This is a genomic window from Pseudomonas sp. H26/SER47-MNA-CIBAN-0231 (genome assembly GCF_040310465.1).
GTDB classification, from domain to species: domain Bacteria; phylum Pseudomonadota; class Gammaproteobacteria; order Pseudomonadales; family Pseudomonadaceae; genus Aquipseudomonas; species Aquipseudomonas atacamensis.
On the sequence record NZ_JBEOPW010000001.1, the window covers coordinates 525,991 to 545,665 of the forward strand.

The following is a 19,675-nucleotide window of genomic DNA, read 5'->3' on the forward strand; positions in this document are numbered from 1 at the left end:
GCAGCAAGTGTCATGTAAAGGCTCCGTGATCGGCGGTAAATGCTCGCTTTGGATAACGCCGATGCACGGGCGCAATCGCTGTATACGGAAATATATAGCGATACGTCGCCAAGTGGCGAGGGAATAAATCCGCTCGCCACGTAAATTTAGTGGCGGTTGAGTTTCGCCAAGGCGCCTTCGGCGAGTTGCCGGGTCAGTTCAGCGCTGCCGATATCCTTGCCGAGCGTGAGCGCCTGTCCGGCCCAGAGGTTGGCAAACTCGGCGTCATCCTTGGCCCGCAGCGGCATCAGCGCACCGCCAGCCAAGGGGAAGGCCGGCGCCTGCGCTGACATCGGGCCGAGTTCACGCATCGCCCGATTGACAATGCCCCGTGCCGGGCGTCCGGTAAAAATGTTGGTGATGGCGGTCTGGCTTTCCTTGGCGGTGCGCAGGGCCTTGTGGTGTGAGGCGCTGACTTTGGCTTCCGGCGTGAACAGGTACGCCGTACCAACTTGCACCGCCGAGGCGCCGAGCATCAACGCCGCTGCAACACCCCGCGCATCGCTGATCGCGCCCGCCGCGATCACCGGCACTTTCACCGCGTCGACCACCAGCGGCACCAGGGCGAAGGTGCCGACCTGGGTGCTCAGATCCTCGCTGAGAAACATCCCGCGATGGCCACCAGCCTCATAGCCCATGGCGATGATCGCATCGCAGCCGTGTTGCTCCAGCCAGATCGCTTCTTCGACCGTAGTCGCAGACGAAAGGATTTTCGCCCCGGTCGCCTTGACCCGATCAAGCAGGGTTTTTTCCGGTAGCCCGAAATGGAAACTCACCACCTCGGGTCGGAACTCTTCGAGCAAGGCACACGCGGCCTCGTCGAACGGAGCACGGTTGGAAACCGGGGTCGGCGCGTCGAAATCGGCACCCAATTCACGGTAGTAAGGTTCGAGCAGGTTTTTCCAGTCACGGGCCCGCTGTTCATCAGGCGCCGGTGGCTGGTGGCAGAAGAAATTGACGTTGAACGGCTTGGTGGTGTGCTGGCGAATCGTTTTCAGTTCTTCGCGCAGTTGCTCGATGCTCAGCATCGCTGCGGGCATTGAACCGAGGCCACCGGCATTGCACACGGCAATCACCATCGAAGAGTTGGTCGCCCCGGCCATCGGGCCCTGGATGATCGGCAGTTCGATACCGAGAAGATCAAGGATGCGGGTGTCTGGCCACTGGCTCATATAACGAATCTCCGAACGATGAAACGGGCAGGGACGGCAGGCGGTTTTAGCAGTAAAACCGGCTGCGGGGCCAGTCTGAAATTCTGAACATCACGTGCAGTTTTTCAGCGTCGGTGCGGGTGGCTTGGCGAAAGTCGAGTGTGGCAATGTGTTGCGATGTGTTATTTCAGGGCACGCTTTCTTCCCATTATTTTCGAGAGGCCGTCATGTTCAACGCCATTCTGATCGACAAAGACGACAACGGTTATCGCGCCAATCTGCAGCAAATCGATGAGCAGCAACTGCCCGAAGGCAATGTCAGCGTGAACGTCGCGTACAGCACCCTGAATTTCAAAGACGGCCTGGCGATTACCGGCAGCAGCCCGGTGGTGCGCAAGTTTCCCATGGTGCCGGGGATCGATCTGGCGGGAACTGTCGAGTCCAGTTCCCATGCCGATTTCAAGGCGGGCGATCGGGTGCTGCTCAACGGTTGGGGCGTCGGTGAGAGCCACTGGGGCGGACTGGCGCAAAAGGCTCGGCTCAACGGTGACTGGCTGATTCCACTGCCCGAAGCTTTCACCCCGGCGCAAGCCATGGCAATCGGCACCGCCGGCTACACGGCGATGCTGTGCATTCTGGCGCTGGAGCGCCATGGCGTGACGCCGGATCACGGCGAAGTGCTGGTCACCGGCGCCAATGGCGGGGTCGGCAGCTTTGCCATTGCCTTGCTCAGCGAGCTGGGATACCGCGTGGTGGCATCCACCGGCCGCGTGTCCGAGCATGAATATCTGGCGCAATTGGGTGCTGCCGAAATCATCGATCGCGCCACCTTGTCCGAACCGGGCAAGCCGTTGGCGAAAGAGCGTTGGGCGGCGGTGGTCGATTCGGTCGGCAGCCATACATTGGCCAACGCTTGCGCCAGCACGCGTTCGGAAGGCGTGGTTGCGGCATGCGGGTTGGCGCAAGGCATGGATTTCCCGGCCTCGGTAGCGCCGTTCATTCTGCGCGGCGTGACGCTGGCTGGAATCAACAGCGTGACCCAGCCCAAAGCACGCCGTATCGAGGCCTGGAACCGGCTGGCCAAGGATCTGGATATCTCATTGCTGCAATTGATCAGTCACGAAATCAGTTTGAGCGAAGCCCTTGAGGCGGCGCCCAAACTGCTCGCCGGGAAACTGCGGGGCAGGGTGGTGGTCGACGTCAATCGTTGAGTTCGCGCTCAAGCAGTTGGCGTTTGCGCTCGACGCCCCAGCGGTAGCCGGAAAGGTTGCCATCGCTGCGTACCACGCGGTGGCAGGGAATCGCCACCGCCAAGCGGTTGGCCCCGCAAGCCTGGGCCACGGCGCGCATCGAAGTCGGCGCGCCGATGCGTTGCGCGATTTCGGCATAACTGGCGGTGCTGCCTGCGGGAATCTCCCGCAGCGCCTGCCAGACGCGCTCCTGAAACGCGGTGCCGCGTATATCCAGCGGCAAGTTCAGGCTCGTCGCGGGCGCTTCGACAAAGCCGACGACGCTGGCGATCAACTGTTCAAATTCGCTGTCGGCGCCGATCAGGTTGGCGTTGCGAAACTGATCCTGCAGGTTGCAGACCAACTGATGCGGATCGTCGCCGAGCAGAATCGCGCAGATCCCACGTTCGCTTTGCGCCACCAGAATCGCCCCCAGCGAGCATTGGCCAACGGCAAAGCGGATGTCGTTGTTCTGCCCGGCGGCGCGGTAGTCGGTGGGCTTCATGCCCAGCAGTTGATCGGCTGATTCGTAGAAACGGCTGTTGGAATTGAATCCGGCGTCATACAGCGCGTCGGTCACCGAGCCGCCGTCGGCCAGGCGCGCACGCAGCTTGCGCGAACGATGCGCCATGGCGTAAGCCTTGGGCGTCAGGCCTGTCGCAGCTTTGAATACTCGATGGAAATGAAAAGGGCTGAGGCCGGCGCTGGCGGCGAGGCTGTCGAGCGCGGGCAGCGTCTCGGACGCTTCGATTTGCCGGCAGGCCGCTGCGATGATCGCCGCGTGCTGCGCGTCATTCTGGTCCTTGCTGGCGCGTTTGCTTGCCCGGTATCCCGCTGCTTCGGCCATTTCGGCGGTGTCGAAAAACTCGACATTCTGCGGTTTCGGCAAACGCGCAAGGCTGCTCGGTCGGCAATAAACGCCGGTGGTTTTTACTGCGTAGACAAACTGCCCGTCCGCACGCGGATCGCGGGCAACCACGGCGGCCCAGCGTGGATCGTCTTCAGTTCTGATCGTCTTCGAAAGCGTGTCCATGAGAGGGAATCCGTTGACCTGTTTGAGTCAGGTTAACCAGCATCGTAACCCGCGACACTCCGCGCCTTGCGGTCAAACTTTTATTGAACGCCCGCGACGCGGAAGGTGATGTTGATGCGCCGTTCGCCCAAGAGCGGGTGATGGCCGGGTTTGATTGGCAGCACGCCGTGATAGCGCAGACGGTCCACGCCGCCCCAGACCACCATGTCGCCATGCAGCAGCGGGATGCGCCGGGTTTTATCGCTGCGTTCGAAACCGCCGAACAGAAACATTGCCGGCAACCCCAGCGACAACGAAACGATGGGCGCGGCATAGCCCTTTTCGTCCTTGTCCTGATGCAGCGACATCTTGGCGCCAGGGACGTATTGGTTGATCAGGCAGGAGTCGGCCTGAAAACCCGGGAAGCCGGCGCGTTTCGCCGCCTCGTGGGCCAAATCGGCAAACACCGCCGGCATCGATGGCCACGGCAAGCCGCTGAGTGGATCGACGCTGGAATAGCGGTAACCGCTGCGATCAGTGATCCAGCCCAACTGCCCGCAGCTGCTGGTGCCGACCGACATGCTGAAACCGCCGGGCGTGACCATGTGGCGTAGCGGGGCGGCGGCAAGAATGGCTTCGAGCTCGGTCAGTAATTGCTCGACCTGCGGCAAGGCGAATCCGCGCAGCACCCACGATTGTTCGCCGATCTGCTCGGCGCGGGCTTGCTGTACGGGTTCGTTGTCGGCGAACAGGTCAAACGTGGTCGGTTGCATGATTCGGTTACAGCGCTTTGCTGACCTTGATGTCACTGAGTTCTTCGTCAGCGTGCATTTTCTTCAGCGCCGCTTTCGCCTCCTCGTCAGTGCCGGTTTCCAGTTCAGCGAACTCGAAACGCTGTTCACCGTCCAGTTTGTACTTGATCACGTATTTGGTTTTTTGCGCCACGGTCATGTTTCCCTTTCAATAGGCTGTGCGTCTCAGCTCAGTTTAGTGCTGGAGCGACGGATGATCTTGATCGAGTGGGTCAGCGTCGGCTTGCGAGTCACGCTGATTGCGCGGCGGTTGACGGTGTCGATGGTGATGTTCCAGAAGCCGGTGCTCGGTGCGGTGATGCGTGCCGGAAACGTGTCGAACGCGCCGCCGTGGTAGGTGTGACGGCCGCCGTTTTTGAAGCTGCGGAAGTTGGCGTCGTTCATCAAACGGATGTTGCACATCTGCGAGCATTGAATGACGACGATGTCGTCTTCGTTGAGGTGCTCGCGCTGGTGAATGAATTTCATGGGCGCCTCCAGAAGGGCTTTTTCTACTAAATCAAAACGATAGCTTGTCGATGGGCGCAGTTTATCAGCCCGCACGGGTTATTATCTGGCCGTCGGGCGTTGCTTTGACAAATTTTGAACAGAACTTCGCCACGGCAGGCGGGTTAAATGCACAAGGCACCGGAGAAAAGCGGCATTTGTGCTGTCGGACGGTCTTTGACGGAGGATTGATATGAAGTGGGGTGTGGTGTGTGTGCCGTTGATTCTGGCGATGGCCGGTTGTGCAAATGTTTCCGAAATCAATGAAACGCTGCCAACCATGAGCGTGATCTCCGGCAAAAAGCCCCAGGAGTATGCGCAATGCCTGACCGACAAGCTCGCTGACAGTCGCGGCGCGTTGCAGGTGCAGCCGCAGAAGGACGGTGTAAGAGTGATCGTCCCGGGTAAACTTTCTTCAGGCCCGGCAGCCGTGTTTGATATCGAAGATCGCGCCGGCGGCAGCAGCATCAAGCTGCATGAGCGCATGTCCAACGTGCCGGTTCGCCCTCGCGATGTGCAGAAAGCCGCGAACGCCTGTATTTCCGGCTGATAGACTAGCGAACATCAGCACCCGATGCCGTCACAGTCCTGCTGTGGCGGCATTGTCATTTATGGAGTCGTGATGAAGCGAGAGCATGTGCGGGAGCGCCACGCAGAGGGCCTTATCTCTGCCACCCATGTCATCCAGAACCCGGCGAATCCCGGTGAGTGGATCGTGTTTTTCAAGAAGAGTGCAGGGCGCAGCTACTTTTTGGTGGATGACAATGATGAAGTCGAGTCTTTCAATCGGCTCGACGATCTGATCGAGGTCGTCCGTGGCCTCGGGATCAAGTTTGCCGAAATCCACATGTAAGGCTTACTTGCAGACGACCACGACGTTGCGAGTCTTGTAATTGCCAACGTCAACGCCCAGGGTTTTGTCATCTTCCTTGGGCGCCGGCGTGCCATCGGTGCCGACGATGCGGTAACCGGTGCCAGCGCAGGAGGCATCGGCCTTTTCGTAGCACATGGCCCATGAGTTGGCTTCGCCGGAACAATCGATGCTCAGGCCCTGTTCGCCATTGTTCAGATAGGTGGGCTGCGAAGTGGCACAGCCGCTCAATACCAATACCGCGAGAAGCGGCTGCAGTTTGTTCAGGTTCATGGTTACGTGATCTTCAGGTGGGGGACTGGATGCTCTGACAGCGCCGCGATGAAAAGGTTATAGCGATTGGCCACTTGTTTGCCAACATGGCACAAAAAAGCCCTGCATGCTGGCAGGGCTTGGCGCAAGTGCGGACAGGATCAGTCTTGATCTTTACCACGGCGCTTGGAAGAAGCAGGTGTATCGGTGAACACCGAGGCTACATCCGTCGCCATCTGCTCGCTGTCGAAAGGTCCGGCGATGTGTTCGCCGTTGGTGGTGGTCAGCGTCCACTTGCCGTCTTTCTTGTCGATCACATACCCGTTGATGATTTTTACCGCAGCCATCTGGTCATTCTCGTTCGCTGGTTCAAAGGCGCCATGATAGCGGCAAATGCTCGCATTGGGGGCTGATAAGCGTATGGTGATCCTGTTTGCCCGGATCTTGAGCTACGCTGACTCCGCCGCTGAAATACCCGGATGGAACTATCCGCGCGAATATTTCTCTATGTTGGCATCGGTTAGCCAGCGCGGGGCATTGTAAGGCGCACGCCGCCTGATTAGACTGCCTCGAAACTCGTACACACAGCCTTTTCAAGGACTTATATGATCAAGAAATGCTTGTTTCCAGCAGCCGGTTACGGCACTCGCTTCCTCCCAGCGACCAAAGCCATGCCTAAAGAAATGCTGCCGGTGGTAAACAAGCCACTGATCCAGTACGGCGTTGAAGAAGCACTGGACGCGGGCCTGACTGAGATTTCCATTGTCACTGGCCGTGGCAAGCGTGCTCTGGAAGACCACTTCGACATCAGTTACGAGCTGGAAAACCAGATCAAGGGCACCGACAAGGAAAAGTACCTGGTCGGTATCCGCAAGCTGTTGGACGAATGCTCGTTCTCCTACACCCGTCAGACCGAAATGAAAGGTCTGGGTCACGCGATCCTGACGGGCCGCCCGCTGATCGGTGACGAACCGTTCGCCGTGGTTCTGGCGGACGACCTGTGCGTCAACATCGACGGCGACGGCGTGCTGACCCAGATGGTCAAACTGTACAAGCAGTTCCGCTGCTCGATCGTCGCTATCCAGGAAGTCGATCCGCAGGAAACCAACAAGTACGGCGTAATCGCTGGCGAAATGATCCGCGACGACATCTACCGCGTACACAGCATGGTCGAGAAGCCTAAGCCGGAAGACGCGCCGTCGAACCTGGCGATCATCGGTCGCTACATCCTGACCCCGGACATCTTCGACCTGATCGAGCAGACCGAGCCAGGCAAGGGCGGTGAAATCCAGATCACCGACGCCCTGATGAAGCAGGCCCAGAACGGCTGCGTCATGGCCTACAAGTTCAAGGGCAAGCGTTTCGACTGCGGTGGCGCTGAAGGCTACATCGACGCGACCAACTTCTGCTTCGAAAACTTCTACAAGACTGGCAAAGCTTACTGATAGCGTTTGCCTCGTCTGCAAAAGAAAGCCACCTTCGGGTGGCTTTTTCATTTTCCGCCCTTATATGGATGGCAGTGCTTGCCCAATGGATGACTGCGGGTATGCTGATGGCCTGCCGAGGAGATAGAAATGGCCTACGATTTTGACCTTTATGTGATTGGTGCCGGTTCCGGCGGTGTGCGGGCTGCGCGGTTTGCCGCAGGCTTCGGGGCGAAAGTGGCGGTGGCCGAGAGCCGTTATCTGGGCGGCACGTGCGTCAACGTCGGCTGCGTGCCGAAAAAGCTGCTGGTTTACGGCGCGCATTTTGCCGAGGACTTCGAGCAGGCGTCCGGTTTCGGCTGGAACCTGGGCGAAGCCAACTTCGACTGGGCCACGCTGATCGCCAACAAGGACCGTGAAATCAATCGCCTCAACGGCATTTATCGCAATCTGCTGGTCAACAGCGGCGTGACCCTGCACGAGGCGCACGCGAAAATCGTCGGGCCGCACGAGGTCGAGGTCAATGGCGAGCGCTACACCGCCAAAAATATCTTGATCGCGACTGGCGGCTGGCCGCAGATTCCTGAAATCCCGGGGCACGAGCATGCGATCGGTTCGAACGAAGCGTTCTTCCTCAAAGAGCTGCCCAAGCGTGTGCTGGTGGTGGGTGGCGGTTATATCGCGGTCGAGTTCGCCGGGATTTTCCATGGCCTCGGTGCCAACACCACGCTGCTGTATCGCGGCGATCTGTTCCTGCGTGGTTTCGATGGGTCGGTGCGCAAGCATCTGCAAGAAGAATTGACCAAGCGCGGCCTCGACCTGCAATTCAATGCCGACATTGCGCGCATCGACAAGCAGGCCGACGGTAGCTTGAAGGCCACGCTCAAGGATGGTCGCGTACTCGAAGCCGACTGCGTGTTCTACGCCACCGGCCGGCGTCCGATGCTGGACAATCTCGGCCTGGAAAACACCGATGTGCAACTGGACGACAAGGGCTTTATCAAAGTCGACGACCAGTATCAAACCACCGAGCCGTCGATTCTGGCGCTGGGCGACGTCATTGGTCGCGTGCAATTGACACCAGTCGCGCTAGCCGAAGGCATGGCTGTGGCGCGGCGTCTGTTCAAGCCGGAGCAATACCGCCCGGTGGACTACAAGATGATTCCGACCGCCGTGTTCAGCCTGCCGAACATCGGCACAGTCGGTTTGAGCGAAGAAGAAGCGCGCGAATGTGGCCACGAAGTGGTGATCTTCGAAAGCCGCTTCCGGCCGATGAAGCTGACCCTGACTGACTGTCAGGAGAAAACCCTGATGAAGCTGGTGGTCGACGCCAAGACCGACAAGGTGCTTGGCTGCCACATGGTCGGCCCGGACGCTGGCGAGATCGTGCAAGGTCTGGCGATCGCCTTGAAGGCCGGCGCGACCAAGCGCGACTTCGACGACACCATCGGGGTGCACCCGACGGCTGCCGAAGAGTTTGTGACCATGCGCACGCCGGTCAGCGCTTAAGCGTCTTTCGCTTTGGTCGAGTCTGGCGCTGCCGCAACGGCAGCCGCCAGACGCTGGCTGTCCTCAAGGCTTGCCTGAGCCTTGAGCAATTCCTTTTCCAGTGACTGATTGAGTTGCGTCTGCTCGTCGACGCTCTGCTTGAGTGCCTGGCTTTCCAGCGTCGCGACGCGCAGACGTTCCTGGAGGAGGGTGCGCTCGCTGTCCATGCGCGTCGCCTGCTCGAGCAATTGATCCTGCCGCTGATTGCTCTGCTTGAGCTGATCCTGCAACAAGTTCAGCTCGCGCTGGGTGCCACGGTTTTCGGTGAGCAGGCGTTCGTTGTCGCGGTGCAACTGTGTGATCTCATCCTGACGCACCAACGCGCTCTGCTGGGCTTGACGCAGTTCGGCCTGGATCTGCTGGATTTGCCCTTCGTGGCGGGCCTGTTCCTGCTCGCGCTGTTCCTTGGTGGCGTTACGGTAATGCTCCAGCGCATCGCGGGCGTGCAGGTGTTTTTCTTCCAGTGAGCGGATCTGTTCGTCCTTGTCCTGCAAGCGCAATTCAAAATCGGCCAATGCCTGGTTGAGGCCGGCATTGCGCGTCTGTTCGGTTTGCAGCATCGAGCGGGTGTTGCTCAGCGCTTCGGATTCGCGTTGCAGCGCGGCGCCTTGAATGTCGTGGTCGTGTTCGAGTTTCTCCAGCGCCTGGCGAACCTGTTTCAGTTCGGTTTCCAGTGCTTCCCGTTGCTCTTCGAACTGTTCGCGGGCTTGCTCGATGGGCTCCTGCGCCTGTTCTTTCAGACGCTGGGCGAGGCGAGAGACGAGGGCGGTCAGCTCATCATCGATCGGTTCTGCAGACGCTTCTGCTGGTTGTGCGCCGTCATCCAGTTCTTTCAGGTAGCGATGGATCGTGGTTTTCGAGCCGGTGTTGCCCATTTCGATGCGTACTGCATCGATGCTTGGGTGTTCGCCGCGAGCCAGGATCGCTGTGCGCGCGATTTGCACCAGTGCTTTGGTAATGCCGCCACGGGCCATGAGAACTCCTACGGTTACGTACTGTGGTACATGCCACTAAAGTACGCAGTGTACCATGCTGAACATATAGGTAAATATTTGAATTAAAACACGCGGGATATACTGGTATTACCCAATGTCAGGCGGCAAAATGCGCACCTGCATGTCTGAACCCGTACGCCAGCGAGAAAACTGCCCATGAGTGACATCGATCGATACCTGCAAGCCGCCACCCGGGACAGCACCCGCCGTAGCTATCGCATGGCCATTGAGCATTTCGAGGTGACGTGGGGCGGATTTCTCCCGGCTACTGCTGACAGCATTGCGCGCTATCTGGTGGAGCACGCCGGGGTTCTGTCGATCAACACGCTGAAATTGCGCCTGTCGGCGCTGGCGCAGTGGCACAACAGTCACGGCTTTGCCGATCCGACCAAGGCGCCAGTGGTGCGCAAGGTGTTCAAGGGCATTCGTGCTTTGCACCCGGCGCAGGAAAAACAGGCTGAGCCGCTGCAACTGCAGGATCTGCAGCGCGTGATCGATTGGCTTGAGCAGGAGGCGCAGACGGCCCGGGAAGAACAGGACCGCCCGACCTTGCTCAAGGCGTATCGGGATCGCGCGCTGATTCTGTTGGGCTTCTGGCGCGGCTTTCGCAGCGACGAATTGTGCCGTTTGCAAATCGAGCATGTGCAGGCGAGCGCTGGCAAGGGCATCACTCTGTATCTGCCGCGCAGCAAGGGCGACCGGGAGAACCTCGGGCAGACCTACCAGGCCCCGGCGCTGTTGAAGTTGTGCCCGGTGCAGGCCTATATCGATTGGATTACAGAGGCTGCGCTGGTACGCGGCGCGGTGTTCCGCAGCATTGATCGGTGGGGCAATCTGAGCGAGGAGGGCTTGCACGCCAACAGTATCATTCCGCTGCTGCGCCAGGCGTTGCAGCGCGCCGGGATTGCCGCCGCCAACTACACCAGCCATTCACTGCGGCGTGGCTTTGCCACATGGGCGCATCAAAGCGGCTGGGACCTGAAGTCGCTGATGAGCTACGTCGGCTGGAAGGACATGAAATCCGCCATGCGCTATGTTGAGGTCAGCCCATTCCAGGGAATGGCTCGGATTATGGATAAGCCGGATCAAGCGTAGAGATCGTTTTCTTCTATTAATACAGTCAGCTAATAGCGAAAACAAATCAGCAGTATCAGGTTTGCCAATGAGCCTTCCGTCGAGTGAGTGGGTAGGATTCACCCATCAACTTCATAACCCCTGACGGAGAGTCATCGATGCCTATCATCAACAGCCAAGTAAAACCGTTCAAAGCTACCGCGTTCAAAAACGGCGACTTCGTTCAAGTCTCGGATGCTGACTTGAAAGGCAAGTGGTCCGTAGTGTTCTTCTACCCAGCCGACTTCACCTTCGTGTGCCCAACCGAGCTGGAAGACCTGGCCGACAACTACGCTGAGTTCAAGAAGCTGGGCGTGGAAATCTACAGCGTTTCGACCGACACCCACTTTGCTCACGCTGCCTGGCACAACACTTCGCCAGCCATCGGCAAAATCGAATACACCATGATCGGCGACCCGACCCACGTCATCTCGCGCAACTTCGACGTGCTGATCGAAGAAGCTGGTCTGGCTGACCGTGGCACCTTCGTGATCAACCCTGAAGGCCAGATCAAAATCGTTGAACTGAACGATGGCGGCGTTGGCCGTGACGCTTCCGAGCTGCTGCGCAAGATCAAGGCCGCTCAGTACGTCGCTGCACACCCAGGCGAAGTTTGCCCGGCCAAGTGGAAAGAAGGCGAGGCCACTCTGGCTCCGTCGCTGGACCTGGTCGGCAAGATCTAAGTCTGTGACATGCAACGCAGGGCGGCACGCCGCACCTTCTTAAGTTAGCTGCACCGCCCAATAAAAATGCCCGGGCGAGATTCGCTCGGGCTTTTTTTCGCCTCAAATAAAGGAAATCGCCCGTATGTTGGACGCCAATCTTAAAGCCCAGTTGAAATCGTACCTGGAACGGGTCACCCAACCGATCGAGATCGTTGCATCCCTCGACGACGGTGCGAAATCCCGTGAAATGCTGGACCTGCTGAAAGACGTTGCCAGTCTTTCGAGCCAAATTACCCTGATCGACAGCGGTGACGATGTTCGCAAGCCATCGTTCTCGATCAATCGCCCTGGAGCCGACATCAGCCTGCGTTTCGCCGGTATTCCAATGGGCCACGAATTCACCTCGCTGGTGCTGGCCCTGCTGCAAGTCGGCGGCCACCCGTCGAAGGCCAGCGTTGAAGTCATCGAGCAGATTCGCTCGCTCAAAGGCGAGTTCAGCTTCGAGACTTACTTCTCGCTGTCTTGCCAAAACTGCCCGGACGTCGTCCAGGCGCTGAACCTGATGGCCGTGCTCAACCCGAACATCCGCCACGTCGCCATCGACGGCGCGCTGTTCCAGGACGAAGTCAACGATCGCAAGATCATGGCCGTGCCGAGCATCTACCTCAACGGCGAAAACTTCGGCCAGGGCCGCATGGGCCTGGAGGAAATCCTCGCCAAACTCGACACCGGCGCGATTGAGCGTCAGGCCGAGAAAATCAGCGCCAAGGAAGCCTTTGACGTGCTGGTCGTCGGCGGTGGCCCGGCCGGTGCTTCGGCGGCTATTTATGCCGCACGTAAAGGCATCCGCACTGGTGTCGCGGCTGAGCGTTTCGGCGGCCAGGTGCTCGATACCATGGCCATCGAGAACTTCATTTCCGTGCAGGAAACCGAAGGGCCGAAACTGGCCACGGCGCTGGAAGAACACGTCAAGCAGTACGACGTCGACATCATGAACCTGCAACGCGCCGACAAGCTGATCCCGGGCAAGAACGGCGAGCTGCATGAAGTCCGCTTCGCCAGTGGCGCGACCCTGAAAGCCAAGAGCGTGATTCTCGCCACCGGCGCACGCTGGCGCGAAATGAACGTTCCGGGCGAGCAGGAATACCGCAACAAGGGCGTGGCGTACTGCCCGCACTGCGACGGCCCACTGTTCAAAGGCAAGCGCGTGGCGGTGATCGGCGGCGGTAACTCCGGCGTTGAAGCGGCCATCGATCTGGCCGGTATCGTGTCGCACGTAACGTTGCTGGAATTCGACGTACAACTGCGCGCCGATGCTGTGTTGCAGCGCAAGCTGCACAGCCTGCCGAACGTCACGGTGATCACCAGTGCGCAAACCACTGAAGTCACCGGCAGTGGTGAGAAGGTCAACGGTCTGCGTTACAAGGATCGCACTACAGATGAGCTGCGTACGGTTGAGCTGGAAGGCATCTTCGTACAGATCGGTCTGCTGCCGAACACCGATTGGCTGAAGGGCACCATCGAGCTGTCGCCGCGTGGCGAGATCATTGTCGATAATCGTGGCGAGACTTCGATCTCGGGGATCTTCGCAGCGGGTGACGTGACGACTGTGCCGTACAAGCAGATCGTGATCGCAGTGGGCGAGGGCGCCAAGGCTTCGCTGAGTGCGTTCGATCACTTGATCCGGACTTCGGCCCCGGCGTAACTGCCAGGTCGAAAACTAAAAAACCCATGAGCGATCATGGGTTTTTTATTGCGCGTGGAAAGCCACCCCTCACCCCAACCCTCTCCCGAGGGAGAGGGAGCCGACCGAGGTGTCTGAAGTCATCCATCGACCTGAGAGAGCCGGTCGATTATGGATTCACCGCCAATCGTTCAAGTCGGCGTAATTCTCCAACATCCCGCAATCAGTCGCCTCTCCCTCTGGGAGAGGGCTAGGGTGAGGGGCTTTCAGCTTTTACAGCGGCGCAGGCTGAATGATTTCGACCCAGTAACCATCCGGATCCTTGATGAACGCCAGGCTCTTCATCCGGCCATCGGTCAGACGCTTCTGGAAATCGCAACCCAGCTCTTCAAAACGTGCACATGCTGCAACGATATCCGGCACTGAGATGCAGATGTGGCCGAAACCGCGCGGGTCGGTGTTGCCGTTGTGATAGGCGAAGTCGGCATCGTTTTCGGTGCCGTGGTTGTGGGTCAGTTCGAGAATACCCGGAATCGATTTCATCCACTCGGTACGCGCGGCGGCGTCGGTCGGGATCTGTGATTTATCGACCAGCGCGAGGAAGTACAGGCTGAACTCGGCTTCCGGGAAATCACGCTTCTCGACCAGCGAGAAACCCAGTACGCGGGTGTAGAAATCCAGCGACTTGGTGATGTCCTTCACGCGTAGCATGGTGTGGTTGAACACGAAGTTGCGGGTTGCGCTGTCTGGCGCGGCAGTCACGCCGGGGAAAGTGTTCAGTTCGTTGAGGCTCATGGGCCCTCCAATAACAAATGGGCGAGTGAATGGGCGCAATGATACGCATGCCCGCCGGCATCGCCAAATGCAAGGCGGGCTTGCCCTGCGCGAAGGCGGGGCTCAGACTTTGCTTTCTATCCATGAGTGCGTCCGGCAATGATCCGACTGTTGAAATCCGTGTTTGTTTTTTTTGCTTTGTCGTCGGCTGTGGTTTTACCCGTAATGGCCGAACCAAGTATCACTTGGCCGACGGGCTGGGAGGTTGAAGCATTGCCGGAAACCGCGCCGCCAGTCTCGCGGCAACGGGCGGTGAAGCTCGATGCTGATGGCAATCAGGTGATGGTGATGGAGTTGACGATGACGCAAGTGGAGGCGGGGCATCAGGTCAATTTGCAAGGCGTGCTGCTGGAGATGCGCAAATCGATCCAGAAGGATTTTTTCCGCAGTGGTTATCAGAGCGTCTGCAACAGAATTCATCCGGCTGCGCTCGGCTCATTGTCCGGGCTGGAGACGACCTGCACGGTCACCGAGAACGGTCGACACGTATTATCACAAACGTTGGTGGCAGCTGTGGAAACAGACAAGGCTTACGTACTTTCATATGCCGGTCAGGCCGACGTTTATAAGGCGAGCGCCGACGATATAGAAGCGGCGCGCAACAGCCTGAAATTATAAACGTTCGTACTAACTCGCAGCAGTTCGCTTACCGGAAGGGATTAAGCACATAGTTTGATCAAGCGCGCGAGGTAACATCGCGCAGCAAAATGTTTAGCCTGATGATTCAGAAGCGTTACACAAATTTCCAACTTGTTCGATGAAAATCATTTCATTTGTTAGATATTGTCAATAAAAAAGCCCTGCATCAGGCAGGGCTTTTTGTTGGCGTCAGATTAACCGCGCAACCATGAATCCACGGTGGCTGCACCGTACTGCTCTTTCCAGGCTTTCAAACCGCGATGGTTGCCGCCCTTGGTTTCGATCAGCTCGCCAGTGTGCGGGTTCTGATAAACCTTGACCACGCGGGCGCGGCGGGTCTTGGGCGCTGCGGACTGCTGCAGACCGGACTTTGCCGGGTTTGGATCAAGGATGGCGATGATGTCTTTCAGGCCTTTGCCATAGGTTTTCATCAGTCCCTGGAGCTTTTCTTCGAATTCGATTTCTTTCTTCAGCCCGGCATCGTTCTTCAGCGATTCCAGCTGTTTGAGCTGTTCCTGAAGGGCCTTTTCAGCTGCGCGAAATTCAGCGAGTCTGGACAATATCTTTACTCCAATAGTGTGTTTGGCTGATACCAACCGCAAACAAAGCTATAAGCCAAGAGCCTGGAAGCGACTCGGTGATAATTGGCTCACCTGCCAGTCTGGCTCAGGTTGAAAAAATTGTAGTAGTTAATGCGACAAGAGTAAATCCTGATGTTGTCGCCATGTAACAACAATGACTTTTTGTATCAATTTGGTGCGGTTGTTCGGCGGGCAGTGTCGGCGATTTAATGATGAGTTAATGCTTCGAGGAAATCAGCGCCAGGCATCGGTCTACCGTACAAATAGCCCTGCAAAAAGTTAACGTTATGCTCGGTCAGGTAATCAGCCTGGGCCTGAGTTTCGACACCTTCGGCAACAATGCCCAAGTCCAGTTTGGCCGACAGTTCAATGATGGAGTCGAGAATATGCCTCGATAACGCGTCTACACCGATCATGGCCACGAAGCTCTGATCGATCTTTAGAAAGTCGACGTTGAAGGTGCGCAGATAACCAAGGCTCGAGTGCCCGGTACCAAAGTCGTCGATCGCGATTTTTACTCCCAGTGCATGCAATTGCTCAAACAACTGAAGCGTGATGTCGCTCGGCTCGATCAGTTCGCGCTCCGTCAATTCCAGCACCAGTTCGACGCTGCCGGGCGCAAACGCCGCCAAGAGGTCGCGACAATCCTCGACCAGCTCCAGATCCTGGCAGTGGCTGGCGCTGATGTTGATGCCGATATGGAAAGGCTTGGCGAAGTTCACAGAGTGCGGTCCCAGCAGGGCCGCAGTCTGTTGCATCAGTGAGCGGGTCATCGGCACGATCAGGCCTGAGTGTTCGGCAAATGGAATGAACAGGTCCGGGCGTACCAGCCCCTCTTTCGGGTGATTCCAGCGCATCAGCACTTCAGCGCCCGACCACTGCTTGCTGTCACCGTGAACCACGGGCTGGAAGTAAGGAATGAATTCCCCGGCCTCGAGTGCGCGCATCATTTCGTGGCTGGGCGAGGTCGATCGCTTCTGAACGAAGTGGCCAATGGCACCGGAGATTGCACCGAAGAAAATCAACAGACTGAACAGCGGAGGATATTCAGCCGCCATGTAACGCCGGACTTCGCCCTGGGGGAAACCCGCCGACACTTTGAAACCGTAACGCTCGGATTCCAGCAGGCTGCGCGCGACCGGCGGGGCAGGCAGTGATCCCTGATGAACTTTGCCGTCGGCGGACAGCCAGTTATCGCCCACTTGCAACGTCAGTAATGTCTGGCGGCCGATCAGGCGCAGGATGTTGCTCAAGTGATAGCCATCCAGTGTAGTCAGTGCGCCACCGCGACCGTCGCTGAGACGGTAGATCAACAGTGCCGTATCAGGCGTCACCGGATTGCCGTTCATCAACCACAGTTTGCCTTGATGATAGTCCCCGGCATTGACGGCTTCCTGGAACGCCCCGAAGAGTGAGCTGCAGTAGAGATTGTTGTCCCAGACCAGATTGGTCGAGCGCACGAAGGGGCGGCGGGTCACTTGTTCGCGCAGGGCCAGTTTCACCTCTTCGCAATTTTTCCCGGCAAGCGGCAGCAGGACCCGAGCGGCTTCTGCCGTGTTATCGAGCATCAGATCGAACTGTCGCAGCGCTTGTTCGGCCGTCTCCCCGGCACTTTGCTGCAGTGTGCGTTCTGCCTGCATATAAAGAATCCCACTGCCCAGTACGATCGGCAGCAGACCGCTGAGCACAGTCACGACGATGCGGGTCCTGCGTTTGCGGCGGGTTTGACGGGTCAGCGGCATGGACACATCCTGTGGTCTAGAAATCCGACCCGATAAACAATTGAGCCAAAAGGGAGAATAGATGGCAGATGGCTCTTGCGCCGTACGAAAAAAAGCGGATTTTATACAGAGGGCAGACAGGTCTCGTTACGCTGTGTAGAATCGATTTACGCATACAATAATAATCGTCTTCTGGCAGCAGAAGCCTCGCCCGCAAGAGCCTTGGGTCGACAATGAAGATATTCGGGTTCCAACTGATCTACGGAGACTTCCTCGCGCGCAGCGTGCGTGGCATCTCCTGTGCGCCTCCCTCTACATCACTTTCCTGACAAATAACCCTGGTTAATTGATAAGAAATGATGAGGCGTCACCATGGCAGATTTATACGAAAACCCAATGGGCCTGATGGGCTTTGAGTTCATCGAGTTCGCAGCGCCGACTCCTGGCACGCTGGAGCCGATCTTCGAGATCATGGGCTTCACCAAAGTCGCGACCCACCGTTCCAAGAACGTGCACCTCTATCGTCAGGGCGCGATCAATCTGATCCTCAATAACGAACCCAACAGCGTCGCCTCGTACTTCGCCGCCGAACACGGCCCGTCCGTTTGCGGCATGGCGTTTCGCGTCAAGGATTCGCAGAAAGCCTATTCCCGCGCACTCGAACTCGGCGCTCAGCCGATCCACATCGAAACCGGTCCGATGGAGCTTAACCTGCCGGCGATCAAAGGTATCGGCGGCGCGCCGCTGTATCTGATCGACCGTTTCGGCGAAGGCAGCTCGATCTACGACATCGACTTCGTGTTCATCGAAGGTGTTGATCGCAACCCGGTTGGCGCCGGCCTGAAGATCATCGATCACCTGACCCACAACGTTTATCGCGGTCGCATGGCGTACTGGGCGAACTTCTACGAGAAGCTGTTCAACTTCCGTGAAATCCGTTACTTCGACATCAAAGGCGAGTACACCGGTCTGACTTCGAAAGCCATGACCGCACCGGATGGCATGATCCGCATCCCGCTCAACGAAGAGTCGTCCAAAGGCGCCGGGCAGATCGAAGAGTTCCTGATGCAGTTCAACGGCGAGGGCATCCAGCACGTTGCGTTCCTCACCGACGACCTGATCAAGACCTGGGATCAACTGAAGAAAATCGGCATGCGCTTCATGACCGCGCCGCCGGATACCTACTACGAAATGCTTGAAGGTCGCCTGCCAAACCACGGCGAGCCGGTCGATCAGCTGCAATCACGCGGCATTCTGCTCGACGGTGCCTCGGAGCAGGGCGACAAGCGCCTTCTGCTGCAGATCTTCTCGGAAACCCTGATGGGCCCGGTATTCTTCGAGTTCATCCAGCGCAAGGGTGACGACGGTTTCGGCGAGGGCAACTTCAAGGCTCTGTTCGAATCGATCGAGCGTGACCAGGTGCGTCGTGGTGTGCTGACCACTGAGTAATTCGCACCTGAAATAAAAATCCCGGCCTGCAGAAATGCAGGGCCGGGATTTTTTAAGATCAAAAGATCGCAGCCTTCGGCAGCTCCTACATTTGGGATGCATTTTTCCTGTAGGAACTGCCGAAGGCTGCGATCTTTTGCTTTTAAGAGCGGCGTTGCCGCGTCAAATGCTTGAAGCCTTCGAAAACCAGCACCACAACCGCCAGCCAGATCGGGATGTAAGTCAGCCACTCGCCCGACTTGATGCTTTCTCCCAGCAACAACGCCACCGCAAGCAACAACACCGGTTCCACATAACTCAACAAACCAAACAGACTGAACGGCAGCAAGCGGCTGGCGATGATATACACCACCAGCGCAGACGCACTGATCAGGCCGAGCAGTGGAATCAGCCACATCAGCCCCGGATATTGATCGAACACGGCCAGGCCCTGTTCACCGCCCTGCACAAACCAGTAGGCGACTGGCAGCATCAGAGTCATGTCGACCCACAGGCCACCGAGGTTGTCGGTTTTCAGGTATTTGCGCAGTACGAAATACAGCGGATAACCGACCACGACCACCAGCGTCGCCCAGGAAAAGCCGCCAACCTGATACAGCTCGTTCAACACGCCCAAGCTGGCGAAAAATACCGCGATTTTCTGCAGGTAAGACAGGCTCTCGCCATAGGCAATCCGCCCGGTCAGCACCATCGCCAGCGGCAACAAGAAATAACCCAGCGATACATCCAGGCTGTAGTCATTGAGCGGTGCCCACATGAACAGCCACAGCTGAACCCCGAGGAGGGCGGAAGAAACCAGCAGCCCGGCGATCAGCTTCGGCCTGGCTGCCATCAATCGGAACAGCTCCAGCACCCGCCGCCATTCCCCGGAAACCAGCATGAACACGGTCATGCACGGCACGGTCAGGAGCATGCGCCAGCCGAAGATTTCCACGCCGCTCAGAGGCGTCAGCAGCGACGTGTAGTAATACATGACGGCAAACAGCACCGAGGCTGAAACCGATAGAGCGATACCTTTAGACAAACTGTCCTCGCGACGTGATGGTTGAACGGGCCGCGCAGGATACGTGGTTTCTGTGCTGAATATTGAGCGGATGCTCATTATTTCCCACATCAGAGCCACAAATCCTGTGGGAGCGAGCCTGCTCGCGAAGCGGCCGGCAGATTCAG

Annotated in this window: 22 protein-coding genes; 10 read left to right on the forward strand and 12 right to left on the reverse strand. The window is 58.0% G+C overall.

Features of this window, described 5'->3' with window-relative positions:
* Positions 1 to 146: 146 nt before the first annotated feature.
* Positions 147 to 1,211: an NAD(P)H-dependent flavin oxidoreductase gene (locus AAEZ10_RS02350; protein ID WP_350567396.1), complete on the reverse strand. Its 1,065-nt coding sequence runs from the start codon at positions 1,209 to 1,211 to the stop codon at positions 147 to 149.
* A gap of 206 nt (positions 1,212 to 1,417) precedes the next feature.
* On the opposite strand from AAEZ10_RS02350, the gene acuI reads away from it, so the two are divergent.
* A complete protein-coding gene (gene acuI, locus AAEZ10_RS02355; RefSeq protein WP_350567399.1) occupies positions 1,418 to 2,401 on the forward strand; it encodes an acrylyl-CoA reductase (NADPH) in 984 nt (327 codons plus the stop codon).
* Here acuI and ada read toward each other — a convergent pair.
* From ada to AAEZ10_RS02375, 4 genes are all read right to left on the reverse strand, one after another.
* The gene (gene ada, locus AAEZ10_RS02360) at positions 2,391 to 3,452 is read right to left on the reverse strand and encodes a bifunctional DNA-binding transcriptional regulator/O6-methylguanine-DNA methyltransferase Ada (RefSeq protein WP_243241070.1); all 1,062 of its coding nucleotides are present in this window, start codon (positions 3,450 to 3,452) and stop codon (positions 2,391 to 2,393) included. The genes acuI and ada overlap by 11 nt on opposite strands.
* 80 nt (positions 3,453 to 3,532) lie before the next feature.
* Positions 3,533 to 4,204 carry a DNA oxidative demethylase AlkB gene (alkB, locus tag AAEZ10_RS02365; RefSeq protein WP_350567402.1) on the reverse strand — a complete coding sequence of 224 codons (672 nt, stop codon included), beginning with the start codon at positions 4,202 to 4,204 and terminating at the stop codon, positions 3,533 to 3,535.
* Positions 4,205 to 4,211: 7 nt separating this feature from the next.
* The gene (locus tag AAEZ10_RS02370) at positions 4,212 to 4,382 is read right to left on the reverse strand and encodes a hypothetical protein (RefSeq protein WP_016774926.1); all 171 of its coding nucleotides are present in this window, start codon (positions 4,380 to 4,382) and stop codon (positions 4,212 to 4,214) included.
* Positions 4,383 to 4,408: 26 nt separating this feature from the next.
* A complete protein-coding gene (locus tag AAEZ10_RS02375; protein ID WP_007912251.1) occupies positions 4,409 to 4,711 on the reverse strand; it encodes a DUF1883 domain-containing protein in 303 nt (100 codons plus the stop codon).
* Between the two features lie 211 nt (positions 4,712 to 4,922).
* Here AAEZ10_RS02375 and AAEZ10_RS02380 point away from each other — a divergent pair, with 211 nt between their 5' ends.
* Positions 4,923 to 5,279, forward strand: a complete 357-nt coding sequence (locus AAEZ10_RS02380; protein WP_016774925.1) for a hypothetical protein — start codon at positions 4,923 to 4,925, stop codon at positions 5,277 to 5,279.
* A gap of 72 nt (positions 5,280 to 5,351) precedes the next feature.
* Positions 5,352 to 5,582, forward strand: a complete 231-nt coding sequence (locus tag AAEZ10_RS02385) for a hypothetical protein (RefSeq protein WP_016774924.1) — start codon at positions 5,352 to 5,354, stop codon at positions 5,580 to 5,582.
* 3 nt (positions 5,583 to 5,585) lie between these two features.
* Here the strand turns inward: AAEZ10_RS02385 and AAEZ10_RS02390 are convergent, their stop codons facing one another.
* On the reverse strand, positions 5,586 to 5,873 hold the full coding sequence (locus AAEZ10_RS02390) for a hypothetical protein (RefSeq protein WP_071172599.1): 288 nt from the start codon (positions 5,871 to 5,873) through the stop codon (positions 5,586 to 5,588).
* Between the two features lie 140 nt (positions 5,874 to 6,013).
* A complete protein-coding gene (locus tag AAEZ10_RS02395) occupies positions 6,014 to 6,199 on the reverse strand; it encodes a hypothetical protein (protein WP_016774922.1) in 186 nt (61 codons plus the stop codon).
* Between the two features lie 258 nt (positions 6,200 to 6,457).
* On the opposite strand from AAEZ10_RS02395, the gene galU reads away from it, so the two are divergent.
* On the forward strand, positions 6,458 to 7,297 hold the full coding sequence (gene galU / locus AAEZ10_RS02400) for a UTP--glucose-1-phosphate uridylyltransferase GalU (protein ID WP_024013124.1): 840 nt from the start codon (positions 6,458 to 6,460) through the stop codon (positions 7,295 to 7,297).
* Positions 7,298 to 7,426: 129 nt separating this feature from the next.
* Positions 7,427 to 8,785 (forward strand): glutathione-disulfide reductase, encoded by a 1,359-nt coding sequence (gene gorA, locus AAEZ10_RS02405; protein ID WP_122506793.1) that lies wholly within the window; start codon positions 7,427 to 7,429, stop codon positions 8,783 to 8,785.
* On the opposite strand, the gene AAEZ10_RS02410 is transcribed toward gorA, so the two are convergent.
* Positions 8,782 to 9,798: a DNA-binding protein gene (locus tag AAEZ10_RS02410; RefSeq protein WP_350567409.1), complete on the reverse strand. Its 1,017-nt coding sequence runs from the start codon at positions 9,796 to 9,798 to the stop codon at positions 8,782 to 8,784. The two genes, gorA and AAEZ10_RS02410, sit on opposite strands and share 4 nt — an antisense overlap.
* A gap of 177 nt (positions 9,799 to 9,975) precedes the next feature.
* Here AAEZ10_RS02410 and AAEZ10_RS02415 point away from each other — a divergent pair, with 177 nt between their 5' ends.
* The 3 genes from AAEZ10_RS02415 (at position 9,976) to ahpF (ending at position 13,302) form a co-directional block, all read left to right on the forward strand.
* Positions 9,976 to 10,914 (forward strand): site-specific integrase, encoded by a 939-nt coding sequence (locus tag AAEZ10_RS02415; RefSeq protein ID WP_350567412.1) that lies wholly within the window; start codon positions 9,976 to 9,978, stop codon positions 10,912 to 10,914.
* 137 nt (positions 10,915 to 11,051) lie between these two features.
* Positions 11,052 to 11,615, forward strand: coding sequence for an alkyl hydroperoxide reductase subunit C (gene ahpC, locus AAEZ10_RS02420; protein ID WP_016774916.1), 564 nt, complete (start codon positions 11,052 to 11,054; stop codon positions 11,613 to 11,615).
* Positions 11,616 to 11,739: 124 nt separating this feature from the next.
* Entirely contained in the window at positions 11,740 to 13,302 is a 1,563-nt protein-coding gene (ahpF, locus tag AAEZ10_RS02425; RefSeq protein ID WP_350567415.1) for an alkyl hydroperoxide reductase subunit F, read from the forward strand.
* A gap of 252 nt (positions 13,303 to 13,554) precedes the next feature.
* Here ahpF and gloA read toward each other — a convergent pair whose 3' ends face one another.
* The gene (gloA, locus tag AAEZ10_RS02430; RefSeq protein WP_350567418.1) at positions 13,555 to 14,076 is read right to left on the reverse strand and encodes a lactoylglutathione lyase; all 522 of its coding nucleotides are present in this window, start codon (positions 14,074 to 14,076) and stop codon (positions 13,555 to 13,557) included.
* 138 nt (positions 14,077 to 14,214) lie between these two features.
* On the opposite strand from gloA, the gene AAEZ10_RS02435 reads away from it, so the two are divergent.
* On the forward strand, positions 14,215 to 14,733 hold the full coding sequence (locus AAEZ10_RS02435) for a DUF4946 domain-containing protein (RefSeq protein ID WP_282385248.1): 519 nt from the start codon (positions 14,215 to 14,217) through the stop codon (positions 14,731 to 14,733).
* Between the two features lie 215 nt (positions 14,734 to 14,948).
* Here the strand turns inward: AAEZ10_RS02435 and AAEZ10_RS02440 are convergent, their stop codons facing one another.
* Both AAEZ10_RS02440 and AAEZ10_RS02445 read right to left on the reverse strand, forming a co-directional pair.
* Complete coding sequence (locus AAEZ10_RS02440) at positions 14,949 to 15,314, reverse strand: histone-like nucleoid-structuring protein, MvaT/MvaU family (RefSeq protein ID WP_016774912.1); 366 nt, start codon at positions 15,312 to 15,314, stop codon at positions 14,949 to 14,951.
* 227 nt (positions 15,315 to 15,541) lie between these two features.
* Entirely contained in the window at positions 15,542 to 17,077 is a 1,536-nt protein-coding gene (locus AAEZ10_RS02445; RefSeq protein ID WP_350567422.1) for an EAL domain-containing protein, read from the reverse strand.
* Between the two features lie 351 nt (positions 17,078 to 17,428).
* Between AAEZ10_RS02445 and hppD the strand changes: the two genes are divergently transcribed.
* Positions 17,429 to 18,505 (forward strand): 4-hydroxyphenylpyruvate dioxygenase, encoded by a 1,077-nt coding sequence (gene hppD / locus AAEZ10_RS02450; RefSeq protein WP_016774910.1) that lies wholly within the window; start codon positions 17,429 to 17,431, stop codon positions 18,503 to 18,505.
* Positions 18,506 to 18,647: 142 nt separating this feature from the next.
* Here the strand turns inward: hppD and rarD are convergent, their stop codons facing one another.
* Positions 18,648 to 19,529 carry an EamA family transporter RarD gene (gene rarD, locus AAEZ10_RS02455; RefSeq protein ID WP_071172591.1) on the reverse strand — a complete coding sequence of 294 codons (882 nt, stop codon included), beginning with the start codon at positions 19,527 to 19,529 and terminating at the stop codon, positions 18,648 to 18,650.
* Between the last annotated feature and the right edge of the window lie 146 nt (positions 19,530 to 19,675).

What these genes read in the sequence shown, in the direction of transcription:
- AAEZ10_RS02350 (WP_350567396.1), bottom strand. Translation starts at nt 1,211, where the DNA reads ATGAGCCAGTGGCCAGACACCCGCATCCTTGATCTTCTCGGTATCGAA.
- acuI (WP_350567399.1), top strand. Translation starts at nt 1,418, where the DNA reads ATGTTCAACGCCATTCTGATCGACAAAGACGACAACGGTTATCGCGCC.
- ada (WP_243241070.1), bottom strand. Translation starts at nt 3,452, where the DNA reads ATGGACACGCTTTCGAAGACGATCAGAACTGAAGACGATCCACGCTGG.
- alkB (WP_350567402.1), bottom strand. Translation starts at nt 4,204, where the DNA reads ATGCAACCGACCACGTTTGACCTGTTCGCCGACAACGAACCCGTACAG.
- AAEZ10_RS02370 (WP_016774926.1), bottom strand. Translation starts at nt 4,382, where the DNA reads ATGACCGTGGCGCAAAAAACCAAATACGTGATCAAGTACAAACTGGAC.
- AAEZ10_RS02375 (WP_007912251.1), bottom strand. Translation starts at nt 4,711, where the DNA reads ATGAAATTCATTCACCAGCGCGAGCACCTCAACGAAGACGACATCGTC.
- AAEZ10_RS02380 (WP_016774925.1), top strand. Translation starts at nt 4,923, where the DNA reads ATGAAGTGGGGTGTGGTGTGTGTGCCGTTGATTCTGGCGATGGCCGGT.
- AAEZ10_RS02385 (WP_016774924.1), top strand. Translation starts at nt 5,352, where the DNA reads ATGAAGCGAGAGCATGTGCGGGAGCGCCACGCAGAGGGCCTTATCTCT.
- AAEZ10_RS02390 (WP_071172599.1), bottom strand. Translation starts at nt 5,873, where the DNA reads ATGAACCTGAACAAACTGCAGCCGCTTCTCGCGGTATTGGTATTGAGC.
- AAEZ10_RS02395 (WP_016774922.1), bottom strand. Translation starts at nt 6,199, where the DNA reads ATGGCTGCGGTAAAAATCATCAACGGGTATGTGATCGACAAGAAAGAC.
- galU (WP_024013124.1), top strand. Translation starts at nt 6,458, where the DNA reads ATGATCAAGAAATGCTTGTTTCCAGCAGCCGGTTACGGCACTCGCTTC.
- gorA (WP_122506793.1), top strand. Translation starts at nt 7,427, where the DNA reads ATGGCCTACGATTTTGACCTTTATGTGATTGGTGCCGGTTCCGGCGGT.
- AAEZ10_RS02410 (WP_350567409.1), bottom strand. Translation starts at nt 9,798, where the DNA reads ATGGCCCGTGGCGGCATTACCAAAGCACTGGTGCAAATCGCGCGCACA.
- AAEZ10_RS02415 (WP_350567412.1), top strand. Translation starts at nt 9,976, where the DNA reads ATGAGTGACATCGATCGATACCTGCAAGCCGCCACCCGGGACAGCACC.
- ahpC (WP_016774916.1), top strand. Translation starts at nt 11,052, where the DNA reads ATGCCTATCATCAACAGCCAAGTAAAACCGTTCAAAGCTACCGCGTTC.
- ahpF (WP_350567415.1), top strand. Translation starts at nt 11,740, where the DNA reads ATGTTGGACGCCAATCTTAAAGCCCAGTTGAAATCGTACCTGGAACGG.
- gloA (WP_350567418.1), bottom strand. Translation starts at nt 14,076, where the DNA reads ATGAGCCTCAACGAACTGAACACTTTCCCCGGCGTGACTGCCGCGCCA.
- AAEZ10_RS02435 (WP_282385248.1), top strand. Translation starts at nt 14,215, where the DNA reads ATGATCCGACTGTTGAAATCCGTGTTTGTTTTTTTTGCTTTGTCGTCG.
- AAEZ10_RS02445 (WP_350567422.1), bottom strand. Translation starts at nt 17,077, where the DNA reads ATGCCGCTGACCCGTCAAACCCGCCGCAAACGCAGGACCCGCATCGTC.
- hppD (WP_016774910.1), top strand. Translation starts at nt 17,429, where the DNA reads ATGGCAGATTTATACGAAAACCCAATGGGCCTGATGGGCTTTGAGTTC.